The 23,962-nt window shown below is 53.5% G+C and carries 25 protein-coding genes; 13 read left to right on the top strand and 12 right to left on the bottom strand.

Going from position 1 to position 23,962, the window contains the following annotated elements; all coding sequences use genetic code 11:
• Window positions 1-58: 58 nt before the first annotated feature.
• The gene (locus tag QEN58_RS09550) at window positions 59-1,786 is read right to left on the bottom strand and encodes a PHA/PHB synthase family protein (protein WP_280106853.1); all 1,728 of its coding nucleotides are present in this window, start codon (window positions 1,784-1,786) and stop codon (window positions 59-61) included.
• A 62-nt stretch (window positions 1,787-1,848) separates the two neighbouring features.
• Window positions 1,849-2,283: a hypothetical protein gene (locus tag QEN58_RS09545; protein WP_280106852.1), complete on the bottom strand. Its 435-nt coding sequence runs from the start codon at window positions 2,281-2,283 to the stop codon at window positions 1,849-1,851.
• Window positions 2,284-2,761: 478 nt separating this feature from the next.
• On the opposite strand from QEN58_RS09545, the gene QEN58_RS09540 reads away from it, so the two are divergent.
• The 3 genes from QEN58_RS09540 to QEN58_RS09530 all read left to right on the top strand — a co-directional run bounded on the left by QEN58_RS09540 (window position 2,762) and on the right by QEN58_RS09530 (window position 7,037).
• Window positions 2,762-5,428 (top strand): bifunctional acetate--CoA ligase family protein/GNAT family N-acetyltransferase, encoded by a 2,667-nt coding sequence (locus QEN58_RS09540; RefSeq protein ID WP_280106851.1) that lies wholly within the window; start codon window positions 2,762-2,764, stop codon window positions 5,426-5,428.
• A gap of 349 nt (window positions 5,429-5,777) precedes the next feature.
• Window positions 5,778-6,719 carry a DnaJ C-terminal domain-containing protein gene (locus tag QEN58_RS09535; protein WP_280106850.1) on the top strand — a complete coding sequence of 314 codons (942 nt, stop codon included), beginning with the start codon at window positions 5,778-5,780 and terminating at the stop codon, window positions 6,717-6,719.
• Between the two features lie 3 nt (window positions 6,720-6,722).
• Entirely contained in the window at window positions 6,723-7,037 is a 315-nt protein-coding gene (locus QEN58_RS09530) for a chaperone modulator CbpM (protein ID WP_280106849.1), read from the top strand.
• 12 nt (window positions 7,038-7,049) lie between these two features.
• On the opposite strand, the gene QEN58_RS09525 is transcribed toward QEN58_RS09530, so the two are convergent.
• Window positions 7,050-8,111, bottom strand: coding sequence for an ion channel (locus QEN58_RS09525; protein ID WP_280106848.1), 1,062 nt, complete (start codon window positions 8,109-8,111; stop codon window positions 7,050-7,052).
• A gap of 435 nt (window positions 8,112-8,546) precedes the next feature.
• On the opposite strand from QEN58_RS09525, the gene QEN58_RS09520 reads away from it, so the two are divergent.
• The 7 genes from QEN58_RS09520 to QEN58_RS09490 all read left to right on the top strand — a co-directional run bounded on the left by QEN58_RS09520 (window position 8,547) and on the right by QEN58_RS09490 (window position 11,617).
• Complete coding sequence (locus QEN58_RS09520; RefSeq protein ID WP_280106847.1) at window positions 8,547-8,744, top strand: hypothetical protein; 198 nt, start codon at window positions 8,547-8,549, stop codon at window positions 8,742-8,744.
• A 98-nt stretch (window positions 8,745-8,842) separates the two neighbouring features.
• On the top strand, window positions 8,843-9,013 hold the full coding sequence (locus QEN58_RS09515) for a hypothetical protein (protein WP_280106846.1): 171 nt from the start codon (window positions 8,843-8,845) through the stop codon (window positions 9,011-9,013).
• 411 nt (window positions 9,014-9,424) lie between these two features.
• Complete coding sequence (locus QEN58_RS09510) at window positions 9,425-10,105, top strand: Bax inhibitor-1/YccA family protein (protein ID WP_280106845.1); 681 nt, start codon at window positions 9,425-9,427, stop codon at window positions 10,103-10,105.
• Window positions 10,106-10,190: 85 nt separating this feature from the next.
• Window positions 10,191-10,580, top strand: coding sequence for a sulfurtransferase complex subunit TusD (gene tusD / locus QEN58_RS09505; RefSeq protein WP_280106844.1), 390 nt, complete (start codon window positions 10,191-10,193; stop codon window positions 10,578-10,580).
• Between the two features lie 10 nt (window positions 10,581-10,590).
• Window positions 10,591-10,956 carry a sulfurtransferase complex subunit TusC gene (tusC, locus tag QEN58_RS09500; RefSeq protein ID WP_280106843.1) on the top strand — a complete coding sequence of 122 codons (366 nt, stop codon included), beginning with the start codon at window positions 10,591-10,593 and terminating at the stop codon, window positions 10,954-10,956.
• A 17-nt stretch (window positions 10,957-10,973) separates the two neighbouring features.
• Window positions 10,974-11,264 carry a sulfurtransferase complex subunit TusB gene (tusB, locus tag QEN58_RS09495; protein ID WP_280106841.1) on the top strand — a complete coding sequence of 97 codons (291 nt, stop codon included), beginning with the start codon at window positions 10,974-10,976 and terminating at the stop codon, window positions 11,262-11,264.
• Between the two features lie 2 nt (window positions 11,265-11,266).
• A complete protein-coding gene (locus tag QEN58_RS09490; RefSeq protein WP_280106840.1) occupies window positions 11,267-11,617 on the top strand; it encodes a TusE/DsrC/DsvC family sulfur relay protein in 351 nt (116 codons plus the stop codon).
• A gap of 34 nt (window positions 11,618-11,651) precedes the next feature.
• Here QEN58_RS09490 and QEN58_RS09485 read toward each other — a convergent pair whose 3' ends face one another.
• Both QEN58_RS09485 and QEN58_RS09480 read right to left on the bottom strand, forming a co-directional pair.
• Entirely contained in the window at window positions 11,652-12,284 is a 633-nt protein-coding gene (locus tag QEN58_RS09485; RefSeq protein WP_280106839.1) for a helix-turn-helix domain-containing protein, read from the bottom strand.
• Window positions 12,285-12,407: 123 nt separating this feature from the next.
• Window positions 12,408-13,349, bottom strand: coding sequence for a histone deacetylase family protein (locus QEN58_RS09480; protein WP_280106838.1), 942 nt, complete (start codon window positions 13,347-13,349; stop codon window positions 12,408-12,410).
• A 103-nt stretch (window positions 13,350-13,452) separates the two neighbouring features.
• On the opposite strand from QEN58_RS09480, the gene QEN58_RS09475 reads away from it, so the two are divergent.
• Complete coding sequence (locus QEN58_RS09475) at window positions 13,453-16,200, top strand: bifunctional acetate--CoA ligase family protein/GNAT family N-acetyltransferase (RefSeq protein WP_280106837.1); 2,748 nt, start codon at window positions 13,453-13,455, stop codon at window positions 16,198-16,200.
• An 82-nt stretch (window positions 16,201-16,282) separates the two neighbouring features.
• On the opposite strand, the gene pdxH is transcribed toward QEN58_RS09475, so the two are convergent.
• Complete coding sequence (gene pdxH / locus QEN58_RS09470; protein WP_280106836.1) at window positions 16,283-16,927, bottom strand: pyridoxamine 5'-phosphate oxidase; 645 nt, start codon at window positions 16,925-16,927, stop codon at window positions 16,283-16,285.
• A gap of 206 nt (window positions 16,928-17,133) precedes the next feature.
• Between pdxH and QEN58_RS09465 the strand changes: the two genes are divergently transcribed.
• On the top strand, window positions 17,134-17,823 hold the full coding sequence (locus QEN58_RS09465; protein ID WP_280106835.1) for a cytochrome b/b6 domain-containing protein: 690 nt from the start codon (window positions 17,134-17,136) through the stop codon (window positions 17,821-17,823).
• 38 nt (window positions 17,824-17,861) lie between these two features.
• Here the strand turns inward: QEN58_RS09465 and QEN58_RS09460 are convergent, their stop codons facing one another.
• From QEN58_RS09460 to QEN58_RS09450, 3 genes are read right to left on the bottom strand one after another with little or no spacing between them, the layout of a single operon-like run.
• On the bottom strand, window positions 17,862-18,251 hold the full coding sequence (locus tag QEN58_RS09460) for a DUF2069 domain-containing protein (protein ID WP_280106834.1): 390 nt from the start codon (window positions 18,249-18,251) through the stop codon (window positions 17,862-17,864).
• The gene (gene wrbA, locus QEN58_RS09455) at window positions 18,248-18,871 is read right to left on the bottom strand and encodes an NAD(P)H:quinone oxidoreductase (RefSeq protein WP_280106833.1); all 624 of its coding nucleotides are present in this window, start codon (window positions 18,869-18,871) and stop codon (window positions 18,248-18,250) included. The genes QEN58_RS09460 and wrbA overlap by 4 nt, the downstream gene beginning before the upstream one ends.
• A 57-nt stretch (window positions 18,872-18,928) precedes the next feature.
• Window positions 18,929-19,408, bottom strand: coding sequence for a gamma-glutamylcyclotransferase family protein (locus QEN58_RS09450; protein WP_341870841.1), 480 nt, complete (start codon window positions 19,406-19,408; stop codon window positions 18,929-18,931).
• A gap of 208 nt (window positions 19,409-19,616) precedes the next feature.
• Between QEN58_RS09450 and smrA the strand changes: the two genes are divergently transcribed.
• Entirely contained in the window at window positions 19,617-20,207 is a 591-nt protein-coding gene (gene smrA / locus QEN58_RS09445; protein WP_280106832.1) for a DNA endonuclease SmrA, read from the top strand.
• Between the two features lie 81 nt (window positions 20,208-20,288).
• Here the strand turns inward: smrA and QEN58_RS09440 are convergent, their stop codons facing one another.
• The 3 genes from QEN58_RS09440 to QEN58_RS09430 form a co-directional block, all read right to left on the bottom strand.
• Entirely contained in the window at window positions 20,289-20,834 is a 546-nt protein-coding gene (locus QEN58_RS09440; RefSeq protein WP_280106831.1) for a DUF934 domain-containing protein, read from the bottom strand.
• Window positions 20,827-22,479 carry a nitrite/sulfite reductase gene (locus tag QEN58_RS09435; RefSeq protein ID WP_280106830.1) on the bottom strand — a complete coding sequence of 551 codons (1,653 nt, stop codon included), beginning with the start codon at window positions 22,477-22,479 and terminating at the stop codon, window positions 20,827-20,829. Before QEN58_RS09435 ends, QEN58_RS09440 begins: the two co-directional genes overlap by 8 nt.
• Before the next feature lie 155 nt (window positions 22,480-22,634).
• On the bottom strand, window positions 22,635-23,960 hold the full coding sequence (locus QEN58_RS09430; protein WP_280106829.1) for an MATE family efflux transporter: 1,326 nt from the start codon (window positions 23,958-23,960) through the stop codon (window positions 22,635-22,637).
• Window positions 23,961-23,962: the final 2 nt, after the last annotated feature.

Below are 23,962 nucleotides of genomic sequence, written 5' to 3'. Positions count from 1 at the left end.
CGCTAACTGGTTTAAGTCTAGCTTCCCCGTCATCTAGCGCATTTTGGGGCCGCCTCAGTCACATTTGCCTTACGTAACTGCCTGGGGCGTCCTCGAGCGGCGGGTAGTTATGTGAGCCGATGTCTGGCGCCGGCACAAGCGGTCCTGAACGCTCCATCAGCCACCCTTGCCAAGCAGGCCACCAGGATCCTGCTTGACATTCTGTGCGTTCAAACCAGCTATCTGGATCCATATACGGGTCGCCATCGAGAGTAGTGGCCATTCGGTAATGGCGACGTGGATGCTCGGGTGGGCTGATGATGCCGGCGTTGTGGCCACCGTTGGTGAGCAGAAAGGTCACTTCGGGCGCGTCGGACATCAGGTGTAGCTTATAGGTGGATCGCCAGGGAGCGACATGATCCCACTCGGTGCCAACACAGAAGACGGGAATTTGTATGTCGTTAAAAGTGACCGGGCGATGATCCACCCGGTAACGGCCTTCGGCAAAGTCATTGTTCAGAAAGAGCTGGCGCAGATACTCGGAGTGCATGCGGTAGGGCATGCGGGTTGCGTCAGCATTCCAGGCCATCAAATCGTTCATAGGTTGGCGCGTGGCCAGCAAGTATTCATTAACCATACGTGACCAAATCAGGTCATTGGAGCGCAGGATCTGGAAGGCACCCGCCATCTGTTTGGTATCGAGAATTCCTTGCGCCCACATCAGGTCTTCAAGAAAAGTGAGCTGCTTTTCATCAATGAAAAGCATCAGTTCGCCAGCCTCGCGGAAATCGGTTTGCGCGGCCAACAACGTCATCGATGCCAAACGGTCGTCTTTGTCACGCGCCAGCGCTGAGGCGGCAATCGCGAGTAGCGTTCCCCCCAAACAGTAGCCTACGGTATGGATCTTCTGGCCGGGTATCACTCGAGTAATGACATTCAGACTGGCGAGAATGCCTTGTCGGCGGTAGTCGTCCATCGCTAGGTTGCGATCCTCTTCCGTAGGGTTGCGCCAAGAGATCATAAAGACAGTGTGCCCTTGGTCAACCAGATACTTGACCAGTGAGTTATGGGGCGACAAGTCGAGGATGTAGTACTTCATGATCCAGGCGGGCACTATCAATATGGGCATTGCGTGAACATCTTTAGTGGTCGGCGCGTACTGGATCAGCTCTATCAAGTGGTTTCGATACACGACTTTACCGGGCGTAATTGCCACATCACGCCCCAATACATAGTCTTCGCATCCGGCTGGCTTTCTACCTAGCCATTGGTTTTGAGCGTCTTCCCACCAGTGCCCCATTCCCTGAAGTAGATTAGTGCCTCCGCTGGCTAACGTTTTCTCAAGAACGCTGGGATTGGTCAGCACATAATTGGATGGAGACAGCACGTCAAGCCACTGTCGGGCGCCGAACTCCAACGCCTGTTCGTGGTGAGGTGACAGCCCCCGTAAGCCAGTGGTGGCGTTATGCCACCACTGTTGTTGGAGCAGAAAACTTTGATAAAGAACGTTAAAGGGGAAGTGGCGCCAGGCCGGGTCTTTAAAACGGCGGTCTTGAGGCAAAGGGGCTATACAGGGAGCCGCATTAGAATCGAATGCTGAATGGCTAGCCCAGTGCACTAAGCGCAGTTGCTTCTTTAGGGCTTTCTGTACTAGATGGGCTTGGGATCCAGGAGATAGAGCCAGGCTCGACAACCAGTCCAGATATGTCAGAACAACCGAGGCGGGAGAGATACCCAGCGTTAGTTTCGCCAGTGAAGCCCGCATCAACTTGTCCAGACTGTCGTGCAGTTTATCGTCTAACAGCATAAGCCCTATGTTCCTCTAATCATGTCGGTTTTTATTTCAGTCCCTATTTTTATTCCAGCCTCCTATAGTTCGCACCAAATACGCTCTTTAAAGTCTTCGCTGAGTTCCGATACATTGCGCATACGATTAAACGTAGCCTCTGTCATGTCGCCAGCGATTTGGTGATAGCAGGACGCCATCAACTCGGGTGTCAACGGTCCGTTCAAGCCCAGCATGCAGTGTGAAAGCTTGCTATAGGCAGGGGCTATAGTCGCAAGGAAATCCATTTCGTAGCGAAATGCGTCGTTAAGTGTTTCTAGCCAAATGCATTGTAGCTTGGCCGCTGAGTTGGACGTATCAGCCCAAGGCTGATACCACATAGCGAAAAATTCATTGTTATCAACCACATAGGAATTAACTAAATTGTTATGACCTACGTTATCATTGGCTGCATTAGTATCGGTTGAACTAGCATTGGCTGTTTTAGTGGAAGCTTTTTGAAACGCTGATTTTGTCATTGTCTTGGCTCCTCCAGTGATATCGAAAAAGTATAGTACTCATCGCTTTTACTGAAGGATTTAATAGCTTGTTTTTTGACTGGCATCATTGATTGAGTACGAAAAATAATTGCTAATTATTCGGTTGGTATAATGGTATGTGTGCCGTAGTGCGCTTTTCTACCCACTTGGGATTAGCGGACACTTTCCTCGCTAGGTATGCAGTTATTGTGTTCGCAAGTGTTCTATCTTATTTAGTAATAAAAACATTAAATTGAAAGACCTAGTGGCTATTTATTTAATAAGTGTGCCAGCAACTATGATCTAAAATAGTTGCTTTAGATCAATGATTTGAAAAATAAAACCATGTTATTTATATGGCAAAGCTCCCAGGAAAGTGAGCTCACGCTATAACACGTTCATAACGTGAAGCGGGTGTCACTGACGGCGAGGCAAGCGTGGGCAGCTTTAGTAAATTCACTCAATAGGTACCGCTACCATGTCGATACGCAATCTTGATGCGCTGTTTTCTCCTGACACGATAGCGCTGATCGGTGCAAGCAATCGCCCTGGTTCAGTGGGGGCGGTGCTGGCGCGAAACCTCTTCGAGGCCGGTTTTGCAGGACCTATTCTGACCGTGAATCCAAACGAGCGGGCCATTCGCTCGTCGCTTAACTACCACACCGTAAGTGAATTGCCGCTGGTTCCTGATCTGGCCATTATCGCCACGCCGCCTGACAGTGTGCCGGAACTTATCCGTGAACTTGGGGAGCGAGGGTGTCGAGCAGCCGTGGTGATCACCGCTGGCTTCGGTGAAGGCGAGCGCGCCGATGGAAAGGCGCTCAAGCAAGCAATGCTGGAGGCAGCAAAGCCCTATTTGATGCGTATTGTCGGGCCTAATTGCCTGGGTATTCTGCTGCCGCACAGAGGGATCAACGCTAGTTTTGCGCATATCATGCCGCAAAAAGGAGACATTGCCTTCGTGACCCAGTCCGGCGCAGTAGCGACCTCAATTCTTGACTGGGCGTCGGCGCGGGGCATCGGCTTTTCGCACGTAGTCTCCCTTGGCTCGATGAGCGATGTCGATTTTGGAGACATGCTCGACTACCTGGCGCTTGACCCGGAAACGCGCTCCATCCTGATCTATATGGAGGCCGTGACCGAGGCACGCAAGTTCCTATCGGCTGCCCGTATGGCCTCGCGTAACAAGCCCGTGGTGGTGGTCAAGGCAGGGCGCAGCGATGCGGGCGCCAAGGCCGCGCTTTCACACACTGGGGCGCTAGCCGGCTCTGATGCTGTTTACGAGGCTGCGTTCCGGCGTGCGGGGATGCTACGGGTCAATACCCTCGATGAACTGTTCCAAGCCGCAGGCACACTGGCGACCGGCATTCGTGTAAAAGGGGACCGGCTGGCCATCCTTACCAACGGTGGAGGAGCCGGTGTGCTAGCGGTCGATGAGCTAGCTGAACGGCGGGGTCACCTGGCAGAGCTTTCTGACACGACGATTAAGCGGCTGGATGCTTTGCTGCCCAAAGCCTGGTCCCATGCCAATCCGGTCGATATCCTCGGCGATGCACCCGGCCATCGTTACGCAGGCGCACTTGAAGCGTTACTCGATGAGCGTGGAGCAGATGCGATTTTGGTGATGAACTGCCCCGCGGCGGTTGCCGATAGCCTTGACGCTGCCCAGTCCGTGGTCGAGGCGTTGGGCGAGCGACGACCAGCGGTGTTGACTTGCTGGCTAGGTGAAAGGGCGCCTGCCGATGCCCGCCAGCTGTTTGCCGCGAAGTGCATCCCCACGTATCAAACGCCGGAGCAGGCCATCGGGGCCTTTTCACACTTGTCGGACTACTGGCGTAATCAGCAAGCGTTGATGGAGACGCCGCCAGCTGTTTCTGACGATATCATCATCGAAAAAGCCAACGCGGAAGCCATCATCGATAGTGTGCTCGAGGATGGCCGTAGCGTACTGACCGAGCCGGAAGCAGCGGCAATACTGTCGGCTTATGGTATTCCAACCGTAGCGGCGATTGCGGTGAAGACGCCTGAGGAAGCCAGCGAGGCGGCAGAGCAGTTGGGTTTTCCCGTGGTGGTGAAGATATTGTCGCGGGATATCTCGCACAAGTCGGATGTGGGGGGAGTGCAACTGAATCTTGCCTCACCCGCGGCGGTGACTCAGGCGGCTACGGATATGCTCGCTGCCGTTCGACGCGTCGTGCCGGAGGCGCGGGTCGATGGCTTCAATGTGCAGCCGATGATTCGCCGTTCTGGTGCGTATGAGCTAATTCTGGGCGTCGCTGAAGACAGCGTTTTTGGGCCGATCATTCTGTTTGGCCAGGGGGGCACGGCGGCGGAAATCATCGGCGACCGGGTCATCGGCCTCCCGCCGCTCAATCCTCTGCTGGCGAAGGAGATGATCCGTACGACACGTATCTCACGCTTGTTGAAGGGCTATCGAGATCGTCCTGCGGCCGACTTGGAAGCCATTACGCTTACGCTGATCAAACTGTCGCAATTGGTCTGCGATCTGGATCGTGTCGCCGAGCTCGACATTAATCCTTTATTGGCCGACGCCTCCGGCGTGGTCGCCCTGGATGCGCGTATTGTGGTCAGGGACGCCCACGACCAGCGTCGTCCGCTTGCTATTCGCCCTTACCCGCAGCAGCTCGAACACGTTATCGAAACCCGTAATGGCCAGCGTTATGCCTTGCGTCCCATACGCCCTGAAGACGAAGGCGCGCTGCTCGACATGCTTCGTTCCTCTTCGCCCGCCGATGTGAGACTTCGCTTCTTTGCCGCCATACAGAGTGTTGATCATGCTTTCGCGGCTCGGCTCACCCAGATCGACTATGACCGAGAAATGGCTTTCGTCGCGATGGCTCCTGACAAGCAGGAAATCGTCGGGGTGGTTCGACTGTCTGCTGATCCTGACAAGGAAAAAGCTGAGTTTGCGATTATGGTACGTAGCGATATGAAGGGAACGGGACTTGGCTATCGTCTTATGCAGCAACTACTCGACTATGCTCGGGATAGTGGCATTCTGCAGCTCTACGCCGATATTCTGCGAGAAAATCATGCCATGCGGCAAATGGCGGACGAGTTTGGCTTCGTCACCCAGCCAGTCAAAGAAGATACCGACACCGTGACGGTGGTGCTCAATCTGTAACAGCAGTGTATGTCCTCGAAGGTCCGCTCACCGTTATTACCATCACGCTGGCTATAAGCGTGCAGCGTATGGCACGGCGCAACGCAACGCTGCTATTTGTCAGCTTCCGCGGCGGGCAGGTTGGCTGGGGCAGTGAAGAAGTTTGCTTTCTAATATGAACAAAATGCAGTACTTAGGAATAAAAAACGTAAAGCGTTTTCGTTTTTGGCCGAGAAGAGGAACTGCTTCCTTGGACCGATGAAATCGGCAAAATTCGACTAGACTGAACCTAGCTTTTAATTCCTTCCGCGAGTATTACCTTTTACATCGCGCTTTTGGATATTAACGACCTCTGCCGGAGCTCTCATCAGTGGAATTCAAAGATTACTATCAAGTGCTCGGGGTGGCGAAAACGGCAACGACCGAGGAAATCAAGAAGTCCTACCGCAAGCTGGCGCGTAAGCTTCATCCTGATGTCAGCAAGGAGCCCGATGCTGAACAGCGCATGCAAGAGGTGAATGAGGCCAAGGCGGTGCTGTTAGATCCAGAGAAGCGCCTCGCCTATGACCAGCTTGCCCAACAGTATCGGTCAGGACAGGATTTCCAGCCGCCCCCTGATTGGGATTCAGGGTTCGAATACAGTGGACGCGGTTTCGAAGAGGCCGATCTCGGTGAGTTCAGCGACTTCTTTGCCAATCTGTTTGGTCAAGGCAGCAGGCCCGGGCGAGGGAGCCGCCGCTATCAAATGCGTGGGGAGGATCGCCATGCCAAGATCACTATTGGCTTGGAAGATGCTTTCCACGGTGCTAGTCGAACAATCACCTTGCAAGTACCGCAGATGGATGCCCAAGGACGTGTATCCTCTCTGGAACACACCCTCAATGTCCGCATACCGAAGGGCGTCAAGGCGGGCCAACATATTCGGCTGTCGGGACAGGGCAGCCCCGGTATTGGTGGTGGCCCATCGGGTGATCTCTATTTAGAAATTCACTTTGCATCCGATTCGCGTTATCGGGTCGAGGACCGCGATGTGTATCAAAAGGTGCCGGTGACACCGTGGGAGGCTGCGCTGGGAGCCAGTATCGAAACCCCGACTCCTTCTGGCTTGGTGAAACTAAAGGTGCCCGCAGGTTCACAGTCGGGTCGTCGATTGCGGTTGAAAGGGCGTGGCATCCCTGGGCAAGAGCCGGGCGATCTTTATATAGAACTAGAGGTGGTATTACCCCCGGCTAATACCGATAAGGCGCGAGAACTGTATAAAACCATGGCGGATGAACTAGCTTTCAATCCGCGCCAATCAAGGGGAGGCTAGGACATGGCTCAGCACCGTGTTGTTAGCGGCGAACTTATAGACGAGGCGAACTTAACCCTCGAAGATTTGGCTCGCGCCTGCTCGGTAGAAACCGACTGGATCGTTGAGCGAATCGAAAGCGGCCTATTGGCGGATAGCTCGCCTTATGTGGCGAGCTGGCGCTTTACAAGCCATGACCTGACTCGCGCCCGGCGGATGTGTCGGCTGGAACGTGACTTTGAGGCAGTTCCCGAGCTTGCAGCCCTGGCAGCTGACATTATTGAGGAGAACCAGCGCTTAAAGAACCGGTTGCGGGCAGCGGGTCTGCTGGATGAGTAGCGCTGTTTAACATTAATGTTCCACAGTGAGTAGCTCACTCAGCTGCTGCGGTGAAAGCCGCGTATTGGCCATGTAGTAGACAATGTCGCCATCCTGCAGTGGGCGATCAGTGGCGGGGTTGAGCATGTTGCCTTCGCTGTCATCGCGGCTATTGGTAAGCCCGAGCACGGTGGCGTTGAAGACCTTTTTGGCTTGCATAAATAAGTCGCCAAAGGTGGCACCGGCAGGTGGCTGACTTAACCTGGTTTGGTATTGAGTAGCGCCCCGATCAACAGCAAGGAGTTCGTTGACGACCCGAGATATGCCTGCATCAGACGCAGAGCGTACCAGCATTTCCAGCGCTAGTGCTTGGGTACATTCTATGCCTGGCAAGGTACGCCGCAACATGGTTGCAGTATCGGGATTGGCGCAGTGAGCGACGATATGGGCGTTTTTAGCTTTAAGGCTGTAGGCACTCAGCGCGACGGTGGCAACCCGGTCATCGCTGGTGTCGTAAATGATGATGCGGCTGGCGCTCTCAACCCCAGCCCGCTTGAGAAGCTCAGCATTTGAGAAACTCTCCCCTTTAATAAATTTTAAATCCGCCGGACGTGGGTTGCTCATCTCTTTGATAACGCAGAGCACTATTTCATCTGGCAAGCTTTTATCAGCTTTGAGAATGTCCAAAATGCGCTCTGTGGTTTCGCCGTGCCAGCCAAGGACGAGGGTATGGCCGGATAAGTGGCTGAAATCGCCTTTACCTTGCATCTGCAGTCTCCAAAAATTTGAAAGTGTGACGGTTGCTTTACCGATTAAGGCAGCAAACAGTGATATACCGCCTGGAATGAGATAGAGCGTGGCTATCCATTTTCCCGCCCCGGTTGTCGGGCTGAAATCACCGAACCCCACTGTGCTGGAGACGACAATATAAAAATAAACCCAATTGGTAGGTGAGTCGGCCACCGCTTCGCCGACCAGTGAAAAAAGCACCCAGGTGGTGCCCATATGGGCGAGCACAATCAGAAGTAGAAATGTCCACGAAATTTGTAGCGTAGCCGCTTTAAATGCGCGGAGCAGTCGCTGAATAACAGGCATAGCGGTCTCTTATGATGATGGTGTGACAGCCTAGTTTGTTCGGCATGGAGTTGATGATTTGCTGCTGGTGCTAAATGGCTTCTTGATTTAGTTGCCTCAAACCTCAACGGGGTTAATAAAGGCTGCATATATTAGCATTGATGAGATGCGGTGGAACATCATGCTAGACACGCATGTCATAGATAGAATTCTCTTTTTTATAGGCTAAGCTAATGGATCGTATATTTGCATGGGATCACCACCACAGTGAGGTGGTTTATCGCATTCCAGGTCATAAGCATGACGATGGTAGAGAAGATAGCGACCTCTCTCCCGTATGGCTGCCTGCGGAGGAATCAGATTTACCAGAGGGGGTGACGGTTGAAGATCTGCGCAAGGTATCTGTTAAGGAGTAGCGAACATGCTGCCTTACTTTTAAATTGTTGAGGAGGTGGCTTGAGTCAACTTAGCTCGGGGTGGGGAAGCGTGAATGAAATTCACAGTGCGCTTGAGCTGGCACGCCAAGCAGTAGAAGAAGCTCATCATATGTCCAATCAGCTCTCTTTAACGTCGGAAAAAATGATGGCAGCGGTCACTGGTTTCACCTTGCCTGAAGTTTCGTCTGCTCAACGTTTACTTCCAATTTTACAGTAGATCTAGATACGTTTTGAACCAAACCATAAAATAGATTGTGTTTGGGGAGCGATGGGCTAATATCCGGATAATTAGCCCTCATCTCTGGATATGCCGCCATGTTGAAAGGTTTGATCGTGTGTTTTGCGGTGTTGTTTGCGCAATTGGCGGTACTGCATTTGGTCGATACGCGTCTCTATAATTCCCCTCAAAATGCCCGTCAAACGGCGCTGACCACCGTTACACCGCATAAAGATGAAAATGAAGACGCAGGTAAAGCGCAAAGCTAAATTGCATAGTCAATAACCCTAGCAGCGCCTTGCTCTTTTGCCTGGGCTAAACCACCTAGGGTTAAGGCGCACATCTCCTCTCTGCCTTGGCATCGTCACCCGCTGAGACAAAATAGCCCTAAAAATCCTCTTCATTCACCCTCTAGGGAATATCCTCTCGGGCAGGTGAGAAAGCCATGGCGGGCATTGCTAACGCTAAAAGGGCTAATGCACTGGGGGAGTAGAATTTTTTTCATCGTTGTGGTGTCCAAAGGAGTGTTCAACAGGCATAGACAATGCTGGTTAGACTGGCTCAACGTTGAATAACCATTTATGAAGAGGTCTTTATGAAACTGACAAAGGCTTGCGTCTGGAACTCGGTAACGTCATGCTTGTCAGTTGTTGGAAATACCATTTAGGGAGCATGAATACATGGCTTACAACGATTTACGTACGGCGCGTCCTCAGTCGAGCGGCGTTGCCAACAGTGTTAGCACTAACAAGGTGTTGCGTAACACCTACGCGCTACTGTCAATGACGCTGCTGTTCTCAGCAGTCACAGCGGGTGCTGCTGTGGCCCTCGGTATCCAACAAATGAACATCTTTGTGTTCTTGATTGGTGCCTACGGCTTAATGTTCCTGGTTCACAAAACGGCGAACTCCGCGGCCGGCCTGTTTTCAACGTTCGCCTTTACCGGCTTTATGGGCTTTACGCTTGGGCCGATTCTCTCTGCCTACCTAGCCTTGCCTAACGGCGGTGCCTTGATTATGAACGCGCTGGCCATGACGGGGCTTACATTCGTTGGCCTTTCTGCAATAGCGCTAACCACTAAGAAAGACTTTGGCTTCTTAAGTAACTTTATTATGGCGGGGGCCATCGTGCTGGTTCTGGCCATGCTGGCTGGGTTCTTCTTTAACATCCCGGCACTTTCATTGATGGTGTCAGCTGGCTTTGTGCTGTTTTCTTCTGCGGTAATCTTGTACCAAACCAGTGAGATCATTCACCGCGCTGGCGAAACGAACTACATCCTCGCCACGGTGACGCTCTACGTATCCATCTACAACCTGTTTGTTAGCCTGTTGTCGATCTTGGGTATTATGAGCAACGATTGATCTAAGCAAGCGATAGACGATATGACAGGCCCTATTTGATAGGGCCTGTCTTTTTTTAGGGTAACCGTTACCAGGTATTATGATCATGCAGTACGGCTTATTGGTGATGGGGGCGCCGTATAGCAGCCCTGCGCCTCACTCTGCATTGCGTTTTTCCCATGCCGTTCTAGCGCGTGGGCATCAGATTGAGGGTGTTTTTTTCTATCACGACGGCGTTCATAATGCCTCTTCGTTGATGGCGCCCCCCCAGGATGAGCTCAATCTAAGAGAGGCCTGGGCTGAACTGAACCAGCAGCATGGGGTTCAGTTGGATGTCTGTATCGCCGCCGCGTTGCGGCGCGGATTGATGAGCGAATCAGAAGCTCAGCGACACGGCAAGCAGGCCTCTAATGTGGCCTCTCCTTTCGAGTTGACCGGACTAGGCCAACTGCTTGAGCTACAGCACCGCACTGATCGTCTGATCACGTTTGCTTAAAGGAGTGCCAATGGCAACACCTGATGCGCTATTAGTGATAATTCGCCACGCGCCTCACAGCTCAAACTGGTTACGTGAAGGATTAGATGCTGCCTTGGTGGCGGCTGCCTTTGGCCAGCCCGTGCATTTGCTGTTTATGGGGCAGGGTATAATGGCACTGCTGAAAGAGCAGGGCAGTGGCGCGCCGGGCCAAAAAGCCACGCTACCTACCATCGATATGTTGGAAATGTACGATATTGACAAGCTTTGGGTAGCCGAAGGGGCACTGGAAGGGATGCATCTATCCGCTGATTCTCTGGTAGAGGGCGTCACTCCAATAGCTGATCAGGAAATACCCGGGCTTTTGCAGCAACACGCTAAGATTTTTAACTTTTAGGGCCTAGTGAGCGCATTATGATTCTACACATCCTCACCAAAGCGCCTGATAGCAGTGCATCCTCTCAAATGCAGCAGGCGGTAGGCGATCAGGATGCCGTGCTGCTGATCGAAGAAGCGGTAACCGCTGCCCTTGATCCTTCCTGGGCAGCATGGCAGCAGTATCAGACGCGAATATTCCTGCTATCAGAAGACCTCATTGCCCGAGGGCTTGCCAGCATCGCCGAGGATAATGAGCTGCCCACGCTGGAGATCGACGGCTTTGTGATGCTCACCGAGCAGTATGAAAAGACAGTCACCTGGTACTAAGTATGTCCGAACCAAAAATATACCGTTATCTTGATCCTTCAAATAAGTATCCGCTAGACCCGGAGGGTTATCTTGTTCATCAGTCGGAATGGGACGAGTCCGTTGCTCGTTTAATGGCTGAAGAAGAGGGCTTAACGCTTACCGCTGAGCACTGGGAGGTCATCGAAGTCGTGCGAGCATTTTACCATCGCTATGAAATGGCACCGGCGATGCGGCCGCTTGTGAAAGCAACCAAAAACGCGCTGGGTGAAGAGAAAGGGCGCTCGATTTACCTGATGCAGCTCTTCCCAGGCAGCCCGGCAAAACGAATTGCTCGTCTGGCCGGCCTGCCGAAGCCTACCAACTGCCTATAGCCCATGTGAATGACTCGCTGGTTTTGAAACAACCTTAGTCCACATCACCGCGCGTACAGACTGACAAAACAACGGCATCGTCTGTGCTGGTGGATACCAATGCGTGGCCCATATCACTATCAAAATAGATGCTGTCGCCTTCGGCTAGCACGAGCGGGGCGTAAAATTCGGTATACAACAGAATATCGCCGTGCAGCACCATCAAAAACTCTTCACCATCGTGGCGTACCCACTGGTGATATTCGTCAAAGCTGCGTGCCCTTACGATGGTTTTAAAGGGAATCATACGTTTTTGGGCGAGCTGATGGCCCAGTAATTCGTGTTCGTACGTGGGCGTGGGATGCAGCTGCCCTTTGCCTTTGCGGGTCAAATCACGCCGCCCCATTGTGTAACGCTCCCGTTTAGGGGGCGTGAGCAATTGTGGCAGATCGATGTTGAGCCCAGTGGTGAGTTTTTGCACCACGCTAAAGGTGGGGGAGACTTGGTCGTTCTCAATTTTAGAGAGCGTGGAGCGGGCAAGCCCGGTGCGCTGGCTAACCTCTTCCAACGTCCACTGATTAGCCAAGCGAATTTGTTTGAGCCGCTCGCCTAAACGCAACGGTTCCACAAAGGGTTTGCTTCCCGATGCAATACGCAGCGCGGCATGCTCTTCAGTCGTAGCGGTCATAGGGCGTCACATTGGCTGCGTTGTCTAATGGTGCGTGTCTACAGGCGCGCGTAAACAGCCATGATATCACAGCAAAGAAGTGGCTAAGAACGGCCGACAGAAGCAAGAGCCCTGATGCCTATCCTATGGAACTTCAGCGAAAGGCAGTCCCAAAAGCGCTTTCAGATGCGCTTCAACGCCACTCGCCAGCGACTTTGGGTTATAGCCGCCTTCAAGCACCGACACAATGCGGTTATCGGCGTATAGGGTGGCGATCTCCATGGCTAGGTGGGTAATCCAGTAAAAGTCTTCATCCTCTAGGCAGATATCACCCATGGGGTCATCACGGTGAGCGTCGAAACCTGCGGATAGCATCACCAAGTCAGGTTTGAAAGCGTGCAGGGCAGGTAGCCAGTGATTTTCGATAATACGCCGGAACTCTGGGCCATCGGTACCCACTTCCAGCGGGGTATTCACCACGTTTTGCCACTCGCTGCGCAAATAGCGCCACGGGTAAAATGGATACTGGAAGCTGGTGCAGATAAGAACCTCGGGATCATTTTTAAAGATATCGATAGTGCCATTGCACTGATGCACGTCGAAATCCAAAATGGCGATACGTTTGGCACCGTATTTGGCTCGCGCATGGGCCGCACCGACGGCAATATTATTGTAAAAACAGAACCCCATCGCATCGCTGGCTTCCGCATGGTGGCCTGGCGGCCTTACCGCACAAAAGACATTATCCGCCTGGCGCTTAAATACTTGATCCACCCCACGAATCACCGCTCCTGCTGCCACCCGCGCGGCTTGCAGGCTGTCAGGATTCATCATGGTATCGCTATCTAACGTAACGATACCTTCGGTAGGCAAACACTTATCCAGAGAGCGCAGGTGGCGCAAGGGGTGTACCCTGGTAAGAGCCTCCTCGCAGGCTTCCTTGGCATCGGCCTGCATGGTTTGCTGTAATAACCCAGCAAGCGATAGGCGAGCGCGAATGGCCTCCAGACGCTGGGGGCTTTCAGGATGCTCCGGCCCCATATGGTGCAATGAGCAGTCTGGGTGGGTAAGGTAGGCGGTAATCATTCCAACGCTCCATTATTATTGATGCCACCTTAATCGCCTTCAGGGCCTGGGCGACAGTGTCAATAAGTCGTACAGCCGCGATTCATTTCAGGGGAGACGCATTTTGAGTACGCGCTTTTTACACCATTTTTTCGAACCTCGCTCACTAGCGGTGTTTGGCGCCTCTGAAAAGCCTGGGTCTTTGGGCGGTTTAGTGCTAAGAAATATTCAGGAGGGTGGCTTTAAAGGGCCGCTCTGGGCGGTCAATCTTAAAGGCTACTCCCAGGTCTTCGGCGTGCCGTGCGTTAGCCGCGTAAGCGAGCTATCTGAAGTCCCCGACTTAGCCGTCGTCTGCTCGCCTATTGAAGGCGTGCCTAGCCTAATTAAAAAGCTTGGCCAGTACGGTGTCAAAGCGGCCTTGGTACTCTCAGGCGGCGCTTACCTGGACCGGGATAAAGGTAATAAGGGCTCGGTTCGCGAACGCATGTTGAGTGCAGCGCGCGTCTCGGGCATTCGTGTACTGGGCCCCGAGTGTATGGGACTGATTGTCCCAGGCAAAAAGCTTAACGCCTCGTATGCCAGTCAACCGGTGAAAGCGGGCCGCGTCGCTTATCTGGGCCAGTCGGGAATGCTCGCCAACGCCATGATCGATTGGGCCGCCGGTCGAGATGTCGGCTTTTCACACCTGATTACGGTCGGCGACAGCGTTGATGTACTGTTGCCTGACCTGATCGACTACGTTAATCAATTCTCTCCCGCCCAGGCCATTATGCTGCACCTTGAGAGAATCAGCGACGCCCAGCACTTTATGACCGCCGTGCGGGACGCGTCACGTAATCGCCTGGTGCTGGCGATAAAAAGCGGCCGCACCCCAGAATCGGATATTTCCGGCATGGCACCCACACCTGGGATTGCTAACCGCGACGTGGTGTTTGATGCCGCTTTCGCCCGGGCAGGGGTTGTGCGGGTTGATGACTCCGACGAGCTACTCGATGCGCTGGAAACGCTGTCGCGTATGAAACCCCTCAAGGGCGATCGTCTGGCCATTGTGTCAAACGGTTTAGGGCCTGCCATGCTGGCCATCGATAAGCTGATTAGCGCGGGCGGAAAATTAGCCGAATTTAGCGCTGAAACCCAAGCATCGCTGCACCGTAGCGAGGTCGATATGAGCAAGCCGGGCGAAAACCCGGTGGATTTGGGTGGCAACGCCTCGCCTGAACGATTTGTCCAAGCGCTGGAGATTGTGGCCGCTGATGCCAACGTGGATGCGGTGCTGGTGGTACACGCGCCCACCCGGATGGCGCCATCGCTGGTGACTGCCCAGGCGCTGATCGATAACCGCAAGAAGTTTCGCCGCAACCTGCTCACCAGCTGGATGGGCTTAAAAGAGGCGCTTAATGCTCGGCATATCTGCAATTTAGCCGGGATTCCGACCTATATTTCACCAGAAAAAGCCGTTAAGGCGTTTATGCATATGGTGATTTATCAGCGTGTTCAAGCGCTGCTCCAGGAGATACCCCCCAGCCTGCCGTTCTCCACCAGTCCAGAAATACGCGCTCAGTGCCGTACGTTGATTAAGCAGGCAAAAGAGCGAGGCAGGCAAACCTTAACTCACTCTGAAACCGCGCAAGTGCTTGAGGCTTATGGTATTCCCACGGCACCCAGCGTGTATTTGGCCAACCCCGATGACGCGCTTGCCCGCGCTGCGGAGATTCCAGGCACCAAAGCACTTAAAGTCGTTCATGAAGGCAACTGCCGTCCTTATCGCTACCGCAAGCACCCGCATAAAATTTCAGCGGGCTTGTTACAGGATTTAGAGACGCCCGAACAGGTAGCGGAAGGCGTTCGTCAGCTAGGCGAGAAGGTCGCAGAGAAATTTCCCGAGTACGCGATCCGCGAGTACTGCTTGCAGCCCATGCAGCGTGGCAAACACTCAATGCAGATTTGTGCTGGCATTACCCGGGACCCGGTTTTCGGCCCACTTATCGTCTTTGGCATCGGTGGCTATAAGGTCAACGTGCTGGCTGACCGCCAAGTGGCGCTGCCGCCGCTCAATATGAGCCTAGCTGCCGATGTCGTGGGTAGAACCCACGCTGCCTCATTAATTCGGGAACACTCCGCCGACCCAGAGCGTGACATCCAGCACTTGTGCCAAATGCTGGTCAAGCTATCGCAAATGGCCTCCGATTTAAGCGATCTGCGGGGGTTGGAGGTGAATCCACTGCTGCTGAATCGTGACGGTATGGTCGCCGTCGATTTCGCCATGGATCTGGGGACGCCGTCGCGCTTTGCTATCATGCCTTACCCTGAAGAGCTGCGTGAGTGGGTGACGCTGAAAAATGGCTGGCAGGTCGAGGTAAGGCCTATTCGTGCCGAAGACGCCCATCTAATTACCACCTTCCATCGCCAGCTCTCGGAAGAGAGCATTCGTTTCCGCTATTTCCATAACAAGTCCAACTTAACCCAGCGTGACTTATCGATCCTTTCGCATATCAATTATGACCGACAGATGGCGTTCATTGCTGAATATTTAGGCGACGATGGCAGCAAAGAGATGCTTGGGGTGGTACGAGTATGGAATGACCCGGACAATATTCGTACCGAGTTCTCGGTCATTATTCGCGATGACCTGCAGGGGCTGGGTATTGGCAGCCTGCTGATGAAGAAGATGATCGATTACTGCACTAATATTGGCACTCTGGAGATGATCGGCAAAATTATGGTCGATAACCATCCGATGCGGGCGCTAATGAAGCACTTAGGCTTTAAATGTCGCTACAACATGGAGGAGCAGGTGATTGATGCTGTGCTGCGCCTCAATGAGCCCGAAAGTGAGTGGCAGCGCCACCGTCTTGAGAGCCTGCCGGATTAGGCCTTTGAACAGCTTCAACAACAGCTATAAGGCCTGTGCATAAAACGCAGGCCTTAATCGTAAGCTTGCTGCTGAACTGACGTTATGGCGCCATGCGGAAACGGCTCCATTCACCGCCGTCGCGACGCTCAAAGCGTAGACGATCGTGTAAGCGGCTAGGCTGGCCCTGCCAAAACTCGATCATTTCTGGAGTGATACGATAGCCCCCCCAGTGGATCGGGCGAGGGATGTCCTGGCCATCGTAGGCTTGTTCAAAGCGCTTTTGACGTTCTTCGATCCATTTGCGGCCAGGAATCACCACGCTTTGAGTCGCAATCCAAGCGCCCAATTGGCTGCCACGGGGGCGGCTGGCAAAGTACTCATCAGACTCATCGGCTGAAATCTGTTCAACAGGGCCTTCGATGCGCACCTGACGGGAGAGTGAAGGCCACCAGAACGTCATGGCCGCGAAGGGCACATTGCTCAATTCACTGCCCTTATGGCTGTGGTAATTGGTGAAAAACACCATGCCGCGCTCATCAAATCCCTTTAAAAGCACCACTCGAGCGTGGGGGCGGCCCTGGCTATCAACGGTAGCTAGCGTCATGGCGTTGCCATCTTGACCCTCTTTTTCCAACGCAAGGGTGAACCACTCATCGAATAACACGAGTGGATCGTCGGGTGCCTGGGACTCATCTAACTTGCCGCCTTCATAATCACGCCTGATATCGGCTATGTTACGTGTCATCGAATGCTTCTCCCTGGAATTTCATCCATGTTCGCTGGTCTGCCTGTAAAGCTCAAGTGACCGACATCAATGGATGTTAAACGCGTTGTGGCTCATGGTTGTGACTATCGATTGCGGCTAACTGTCTCGCATTCTAGGAGAAAGCCAAAATTAATGCGAAGCTATCTCATCATTTTGGGCTCATCACTACTGGGAGAGAACAGGCCATGCGCGATAAGGTAGCGATTGAGGTATGGGATGGTTGGATTCGCCTGTTTCACTGGGGCTTAGTGGCGGCGGTGTTGGTCTCTTTTTATACCACCAAGACCAGCGGTGCGCCCTTCCTATTCCCGGTTGAAGTGCACGCACAAGCAGGCTACTTGGTAATAGGGCTGCTCATATTCCGCTGGTTGTGGGGTGCACTAGGCAGTGTGTATGCGAGATTTAAAACGTTTTTATATCCACTCGGTAAAACAGTCGCCTATTCCAATACGCTCCTCAAGCGCCAACCCAGCGCTTATGCCAGCCACAATCCGCTAGGTGGCTGGATGGTGGTATTGATGCTGCTCTCGCTGAGTTTTCAAGCAGTGAGTGGCTTGTTCTTAAGTGACGATATCTTTTTTCAGGCGCCGCTCTATGGCTTGTTTGGTGATGGGGTGGGCAGCCAACTTAGAGCCTTGCATCAGCTCAATAGTGATCTTCTCATCATCCTGATCGGGCTGCATCTCGCTGGTCTTATCGTACATCGGCTGCTGGGTGAATCGCTTTTAGCGGCGATGTTTGTGGGTGCCAAACGTTTTCGCCAGCAGCCTGTCGATGGGCGTAATGAGCCGCTTAATACAGCCACGCTACGTATACGCGCGCTGGGTACGTTACTTATCGCCGCTGGCGTCGTCTTATGGCTATGGTTTTATTGACCTAGTTTTTACTGGCATAGTTTTTATTGACCCGGCTACTATTGTCTTAGCTGTCGACTGCGAAAACGCGCATAGCCCATGCAACCGGCAAATAGCACCAGCGCGACAATGGCCTCTAGAATTCCGCGAAAACCTTGCCCAGGCAGGGTCACCAACATCACACCTTGAGTGAAGTAGAGCAAGCTGACAAAGGCGAGCCAAGCGTGCCCACGTGCACGTTTACCAATGATTGAAGGTAAAAACAGCACCAGGGGCAAAACGAAGGCTATTACAGGGCGCCAGTTAAATTCGTCGTCTTGCAGTAAAAAGCCGCGGTAAATGACCAACACCAGCAGAATCGCGAAGCTGGCTAATACAACCTGCCGGCTTCTAAGGGTAAGCTTATCAAGCCCATGGCGTGTTTCTACGTCCTCCAGCCACTGCCTCATAATGCCTCCTCTCGCATGGCGTGAAGCGCTAGAGCGAGGCGTGCCAGTCGTTTGCCCTGGGCAACACACAACGCGCGTTCGTGCTCATCGACAGAGCGGTCGCTTCGTGTTCCAGCCAAATGGCTTGAACCATAGGGCGTGCCACCTGTGCGGGTCTCTAGCAACGTGGTTTCACTGTAAGGAACGCCTGCGTAGACCATGCCGTGATGCAGTAGCGGTACCAGCATGGTGAGTAGGGTGCTCTCTTGCCCACCGTGCAGGCTCGAAGTCGAGGTGAATGCGGTGGCGGGTTTGTCTATCAAGGCGCCGTTCATCCACAGGCTGCTGGTGGAATCGATAAAATATTTAAGTGGCGCGGCCATGTTACCAAACCGAGTGGGGCTGCCTAGTGCTAACGCGCTGCAGTTGCGCAGGTCGTCCAGGTCGGCGTACACCGCACCTTCTGCAGGAATTTCTGGTTCTACGGCTTCACAGGTGGTTGAAACCGGCGCCACTGTGCGTAACCGCGCTTGAATGCCGGGCACGCTTTCTACCCCGGCGGCAATCTGCTGCGCCATGGTGGCAGTCGCGCCAGAGCGCGAGTAGTAAAGAACCAAAACGTAGGGTGTCATTTCACTCATCATTATTCCTGAATGGGTTCATGGAACTGTTACGAAAATGCGTCTTAACATAGGTGCCTATGGTACCAGAGCTATCGTGAAGTCCGTGTGCGGTACAAACGCATTTTGTTGCTCTGGGAGGCGTAGATAGACCCAAGCGCGAGTGCCATCGCCGAGGGTTATTGCCATCCGTTCGTAGCGAACCCCCAGTCGCTCGTAGCGATCAAGGCGAGCCAACTCTTTGGCATCCACGCGTAACAATAAGCCTTCTACGTTACTTCCTGGCTGGGGTGAAAGGTCGAGACCGTTGCGCTGATACCCCTCTAGCACGGCTTCCTGTGGGGCACCGAAGCTACCCATGACGGCCAAGCGAATAGGGGCATAGCGTAACGTGCCATACACAAAGACCTGATGAGTGCGCTGTTCGATAGTGGGAAGGTCATCGGGGCGGTCATAAAACCACGGGCTGAGCATGGTTAACCAGAGCCACCCGGTTAGGCTGAGTAGCCCCACACCGATTAACATCAAAAAGCGTTTTAGCCAGACCGTTTTAATCACACCAGGGCGCCTCGCAATCTACGGAAAAAAGTGAACAGGGGCGATAATAAAACTGATGCTCAGCTTGTCGCGCCAGCTAGGCGATGACAAGTTCTATGTTATCGACTTACAGAATCAGCTTAAGCAAACTACACGTGTTTGCTAGGCTATGTGTGTAAAGCATATATATAAAATAGGTGCCCATTAGACCCTGCCGTAGGAGCCAGCAATGAATCAGCCACTTCGTGATGAGATGGATTTTCGTGCTCTCGTAGGTGATGTGAAACCGCTGCCACCGAGAAATCGTGCTGACCCAGGCGCTAATCGCAAAAAACCCTCTGAATCCCAATTGGCTCGGCGGGAGTGGGCAGAGGAAGAGATGGGCGCGCGCAACTTTCTATCCGACGACTTTGTCGATCTGCTTCCCCCTTTTGATCCCATGGAGTATCGCCGCGAGGGCATTCAGCAGGGCGTTGTCGATAAATTAAAGCACGGTGGCTATAGCGTACAGGCGCAGCTCCACTTGCTTAGGCGTCCATTAACTGAGTGCCGTCGCATGTTGTTCCCTTTTATTCAAGAAGCCTATGCTCAAGATTTACGCTCGGTAATGATCGTGCATGGCCGCGGGCGTGAGATTGATAGCCCCGCCAACGTACTGCGTTCGTACCTTGCCAAGTGGCTCAGCCAGTTTGAGGAAGTGCAGGCATACGTCTCCGCACAGCCTTCTGAAGGAGGCTTGGGCGCGACATGGGTGATGCTACGCAAAAGCGATCGCGCCAAAGCCAATAACCGCGAGCGTCAGCAAAAGCGGCGGGGTTAACGGTTTAAAACTTAAGCTGTTCACCAATAAATAGGGCAGCCGAAGCTGCCCCTTTGTGCTTTTAAGACTCACGCTCTGTGGCTACTTATCTGCACTTAAGCGTCGTTCAAACAGCGCCTGACGCTCTTCAACGTCGGGTTGATAGCGAACGCTGATAAAGCTTAATGCGCGTAGGGCATCCTCAGGATGCTGGTCATCTCGCAAGGCCATGGCGGTAAAACCACAGCGGCGCATATACTCCAACTGATCTACAAGCACATCACCCACCGCGCGGACTTCGCCGCTATAGCCGTAGCGCTCGCGTAGCAGACGGGCGATGGTGTAGCCACGGCCATCGGTAAAGGCGGGGAAGTCGACGGCAATCGCCGTCGCTTTGCTTACTTCCGCCGCAAGCTCTGTATTAAGCGCAGTATCGCTGGTCAGAAGCGGCGCCAGCTCAGCGTCTTCCTGATTGGCCTGCCACAGCGCCAGCGGTACAAACGCCGGGCGCTGTTCCGGTAGCGTCTCTTCATCGTAGGAGACGCACCAAGCGTTCTCTGCCGCAAGCTCGCCATTGACAATCAAATGATCGACATGGACAGGCACCTGTTCAACCGGCGTCTCATTAGGCATGGCTTTATTAGGCATAGACACGCTCCTTAAAGGGTTTTAGACCAATACGGCGGTAAGTGTCTAAGAAACGCTCGTCTTCGTGACGCTGTGACACGTAAACCTCAAGTACTTTTTCGACCACGTTGGGTACGTCTTCGCGGAAAAACGACGGGCCCAGAATCTTGCCCAGAGAGGCGTCGTCGGTTGAGTTACCGCCAATCGATATCTGGTAGTACTCTTCGCCTTTTTTATCTACGCCCAAGATGCCGATATGCCCTACGTGGTGGTGGCCACAGGCATTCATGCAGCCGGAGATATTCAGATCCAGTGGGCCAAGGTCATACAAGAAATCTAGATCTTCAAAGCGTTCCTGCAGCGCCTGGGCAATGGGAATAGAGACCGCATTGGCTAGGCTGCAGTAGTCGCCGCCAGGGCAGCAGATAATGTCATTGAGCGTGCCCACGGTGGGGTTCGCCATACCCAAAGCTTCAAGCTCTTTCCACAGCGCTTCCAGCTCATCGACCGGCACGTCTGAAAGCACCAGGTTCTGCTCGTGGGTGACGCGCACTTCACCAAAGCTGTAGCGGTCGGCTAAATCCGCGACGGCTTCCATTTGGTCAGCGGTGACATCACCAGGGGCATGCTCACGGCGTTTCAGTGACAGCGTTACGGCCTTGTAGCCGGGCACTCTGTGATCGGTCACATTGTTGGTAACAAAACGCGCAAAACTGCGGTTTTCAGTGCGTAAACGATCAAAATCATCGTTAGCGCTATCTGCTACCGGACGACGATCAGGCTCGGGGAAGTGGACTTTGGCTGCATCGACGGCGGCTTGGTTAAGCGTTTGTGGGCCGTCTTTCAAGTGCGCCCACTCTTCATCCACCCGGCGACGGAATTCCTCAATGCCCAGGGCTTTAACAAGGATTTTAATCCGCGCCTTGAACTTGTTATCCCGCCGACCAAACTGGTTGTAAACCCTTACACAGGCTTCCAGGTAGGTAAGCAGATGCTGCCAGGGCAGGTCTTCACGTACTACGTCGGCAATCATCGGCGTACGGCCAAGGCCGCCACCGGCTAGCACTTTAACACGCAGCTCGCCGTCGGCGTTGTGCCATAGGCGCAGGCCAATATCGTGCACTTGAATCGCCGCACGGTCTTGGGCAGCACCGCTGACCGCGATTTTAAATTTGCGCGGTAAATAGGCAAATTCTGGGTGCAGAGTCGACCATTGGCGGATTAATTCACACCATGGGCGTGGATCTTCCACTTCATCGTTAGCGATGCCGGCAAACTGGTCGCTGGTGGTGTTACGAATGCAGTTACCACTGGTTTGAATCGCGTGCATTTGCACTTTGGCGAGATCTGCCAAGATATCCGGCACATCTTCAAGGGCAGGCCAGTTCAGCTGCAAATTTTGCCGGGTGGTAAAGTGGCCGTAGCCGCGGTCATAGCGCCGGGTAATCTCAGCCAGGGCACGCAACTGGTTACCCGCCAGCATGCCGTAAGGAATCGCAATACGCAGCATCGGCGCATGGCGTTGAATATAGAGGCCGTTCTGCAAACGTAAGGGGCGGAACTCTTCTTCTCCCAAACGCCCGGCACGGTAGCGTTCCATTTGGTCGCGAAACTGAGCGACACGCTCATCAACCAGGGTTTGGTCGTGAATATCATAACGGTACATGTGGCACGATCCTGCTAAAAAGCGAAATGGTCACGTTGAGACGGACGTTAATGTAGCGTCACCTTAACGCGGGCGTCATATTCTACAAAAGAATATATAATTATCTTTTTATCTCTAAAAGCTATTTAGAACACAGCTATGGGCTAAGCAGTTGGTTAGAAAGCCGGGGCCAGCCACTGGCGGCGCTGCCATACCCATAAAAATCCGGCCGAGTTTATCAATCGGTAGAGCAATTGCATAAGCCAGATGCCTAATAAGCCCTGGTCTAAACCGATTCCTACCCACCAAGCCAAGGGTAAAAAAAGCAGCCACTGCATCCCCAGGGTTAGTATCATCACCGTGCGCTGGGCACCCGCACCCATTAAGGCCTGGGCCAGCACTAAAGCGGCAGCATCCAACACAATCATCACGCCGGTTAGCTGTAGCGGGAGTTTTCCCAGCTCGACTAGCTCTCTGCTGCTGAAAAAAATCCCGAGCACCTGTTCAGGCATCACTAGCATAGGCAGCGCCAGCACAATCAACAGTAGCCACGCGACCCGCAGCGCATCCAACCCCCAGCGGTGGGCTTCGTTCTGAGCATCCCGACCTAATGCTTCACCCACTAAACTCATCGCAGCGACGCCGATGCCCACCCCAGGCAAAATCAGCAGCAGTGACAGATTAATCAGCACATGGCCAACTGCGACACTGGCGGTGCCTAGTTGGCTAAGCAGCCAAATGAGTACCGCATAACCTGCTGCAAATAAAAACTGCTGCAAAGAGTGGGGGGCGGCGAGTACTAGGGTAGTGCGCAGAGTTGCTATGCGTGGCAGATGTTTCAAAAAATGCTCGATAGAAGCGCTTTTTGTGCTCACCCAGCACCATACAATCAAGCCAATAAACAGCGATAGTGTAGTGCCAGCCCCCGCGCCGCTCGCGCCCATTTTGGGTAGTCCGGCAAATCCATAGATTAACCCCGCGCTGACTGCCACATTAATCAAATGAACTGCCACGATGATACGCAAGTAGAGATGCGTTTGCTGGCGACCGTTCCAGTAGCCACGAAAGCAGAGCGTTAGCGCAATGGCGATCAGTGACACCACCCGCCAACGGAAATAGTCGACGGCGACGCTTTGAACGTCGTCGGCTTGACTAATCAAACCAATCAGCAGCGGCGCTTGCCACCAAGCCCAGAGTGACAGTGGCAGGGCAACCGCAAGCCCAATCACCAGCCCTGAGTTAAGCGGATGGGCGATATCCGTGTGGGCGGCGCCCAAACGCTGGGCGGTTTGTGATTGCACGCTGGAGGAGAGTCCAAAAACAACAGCGCTGAGCATAAACATCGCGTAACCGCCCACGCCTACACCCGCCAGCGCTACCTCGCCCAAATGCCCCACCAGCGCGGCATCGATCAGGTTGAGCATGCTCTGCGACAGCATGCCCAGCATGATGGGTAAGGCAAGGCGAATTACCTTGCCGTGACGGCGAGCGACAAACAGCATTG

The organism is Halomonas alkaliantarctica, from assembly GCF_029854215.1.
In the GTDB taxonomy this organism is placed as follows: domain Bacteria; phylum Pseudomonadota; class Gammaproteobacteria; order Pseudomonadales; family Halomonadaceae; genus Vreelandella; species Vreelandella alkaliantarctica_A.
The sequence above is the reverse complement of the archived record's forward strand: the minus strand, read 5'-3'. Positions and strand labels throughout refer to the sequence as shown.

Excerpts from the sequence above, each read along its gene's own strand:
- QEN58_RS09550 (WP_280106853.1), bottom strand. The coding sequence starts at position 1,786 with ATGCTGTTAGACGATAAACTGCACGACAGTCTGGACAAGTTGATGCGG.
- QEN58_RS09545 (WP_280106852.1), bottom strand. The coding sequence starts at position 2,283 with ATGACAAAATCAGCGTTTCAAAAAGCTTCCACTAAAACAGCCAATGCT.
- QEN58_RS09540 (WP_280106851.1), top strand. The coding sequence starts at position 2,762 with ATGTCGATACGCAATCTTGATGCGCTGTTTTCTCCTGACACGATAGCG.
- QEN58_RS09530 (WP_280106849.1), top strand. The coding sequence starts at position 6,723 with ATGGCTCAGCACCGTGTTGTTAGCGGCGAACTTATAGACGAGGCGAAC.
- QEN58_RS09525 (WP_280106848.1), bottom strand. The coding sequence starts at position 8,111 with ATGCCTGTTATTCAGCGACTGCTCCGCGCATTTAAAGCGGCTACGCTA.
- QEN58_RS09515 (WP_280106846.1), top strand. The coding sequence starts at position 8,843 with ATGTTGAAAGGTTTGATCGTGTGTTTTGCGGTGTTGTTTGCGCAATTG.
- QEN58_RS09510 (WP_280106845.1), top strand. The coding sequence starts at position 9,425 with ATGGCTTACAACGATTTACGTACGGCGCGTCCTCAGTCGAGCGGCGTT.
- tusD (WP_280106844.1), top strand. The coding sequence starts at position 10,191 with ATGCAGTACGGCTTATTGGTGATGGGGGCGCCGTATAGCAGCCCTGCG.
- tusC (WP_280106843.1), top strand. The coding sequence starts at position 10,591 with ATGGCAACACCTGATGCGCTATTAGTGATAATTCGCCACGCGCCTCAC.
- tusB (WP_280106841.1), top strand. The coding sequence starts at position 10,974 with ATGATTCTACACATCCTCACCAAAGCGCCTGATAGCAGTGCATCCTCT.
- QEN58_RS09490 (WP_280106840.1), top strand. The coding sequence starts at position 11,267 with ATGTCCGAACCAAAAATATACCGTTATCTTGATCCTTCAAATAAGTAT.
- QEN58_RS09485 (WP_280106839.1), bottom strand. The coding sequence starts at position 12,284 with ATGACCGCTACGACTGAAGAGCATGCCGCGCTGCGTATTGCATCGGGA.
- QEN58_RS09480 (WP_280106838.1), bottom strand. The coding sequence starts at position 13,349 with ATGATTACCGCCTACCTTACCCACCCAGACTGCTCATTGCACCATATG.
- pdxH (WP_280106836.1), bottom strand. The coding sequence starts at position 16,927 with ATGACACGTAACATAGCCGATATCAGGCGTGATTATGAAGGCGGCAAG.
- QEN58_RS09465 (WP_280106835.1), top strand. The coding sequence starts at position 17,134 with ATGCGCGATAAGGTAGCGATTGAGGTATGGGATGGTTGGATTCGCCTG.
- QEN58_RS09460 (WP_280106834.1), bottom strand. The coding sequence starts at position 18,251 with ATGAGGCAGTGGCTGGAGGACGTAGAAACACGCCATGGGCTTGATAAG.
- wrbA (WP_280106833.1), bottom strand. The coding sequence starts at position 18,871 with ATGAGTGAAATGACACCCTACGTTTTGGTTCTTTACTACTCGCGCTCT.
- smrA (WP_280106832.1), top strand. The coding sequence starts at position 19,617 with ATGAATCAGCCACTTCGTGATGAGATGGATTTTCGTGCTCTCGTAGGT.
- QEN58_RS09440 (WP_280106831.1), bottom strand. The coding sequence starts at position 20,834 with ATGCCTAATAAAGCCATGCCTAATGAGACGCCGGTTGAACAGGTGCCT.
- QEN58_RS09435 (WP_280106830.1), bottom strand. The coding sequence starts at position 22,479 with ATGTACCGTTATGATATTCACGACCAAACCCTGGTTGATGAGCGTGTC.
- QEN58_RS09430 (WP_280106829.1), bottom strand. The coding sequence starts at position 23,960 with ATGCTGTTTGTCGCTCGCCGTCACGGCAAGGTAATTCGCCTTGCCTTA.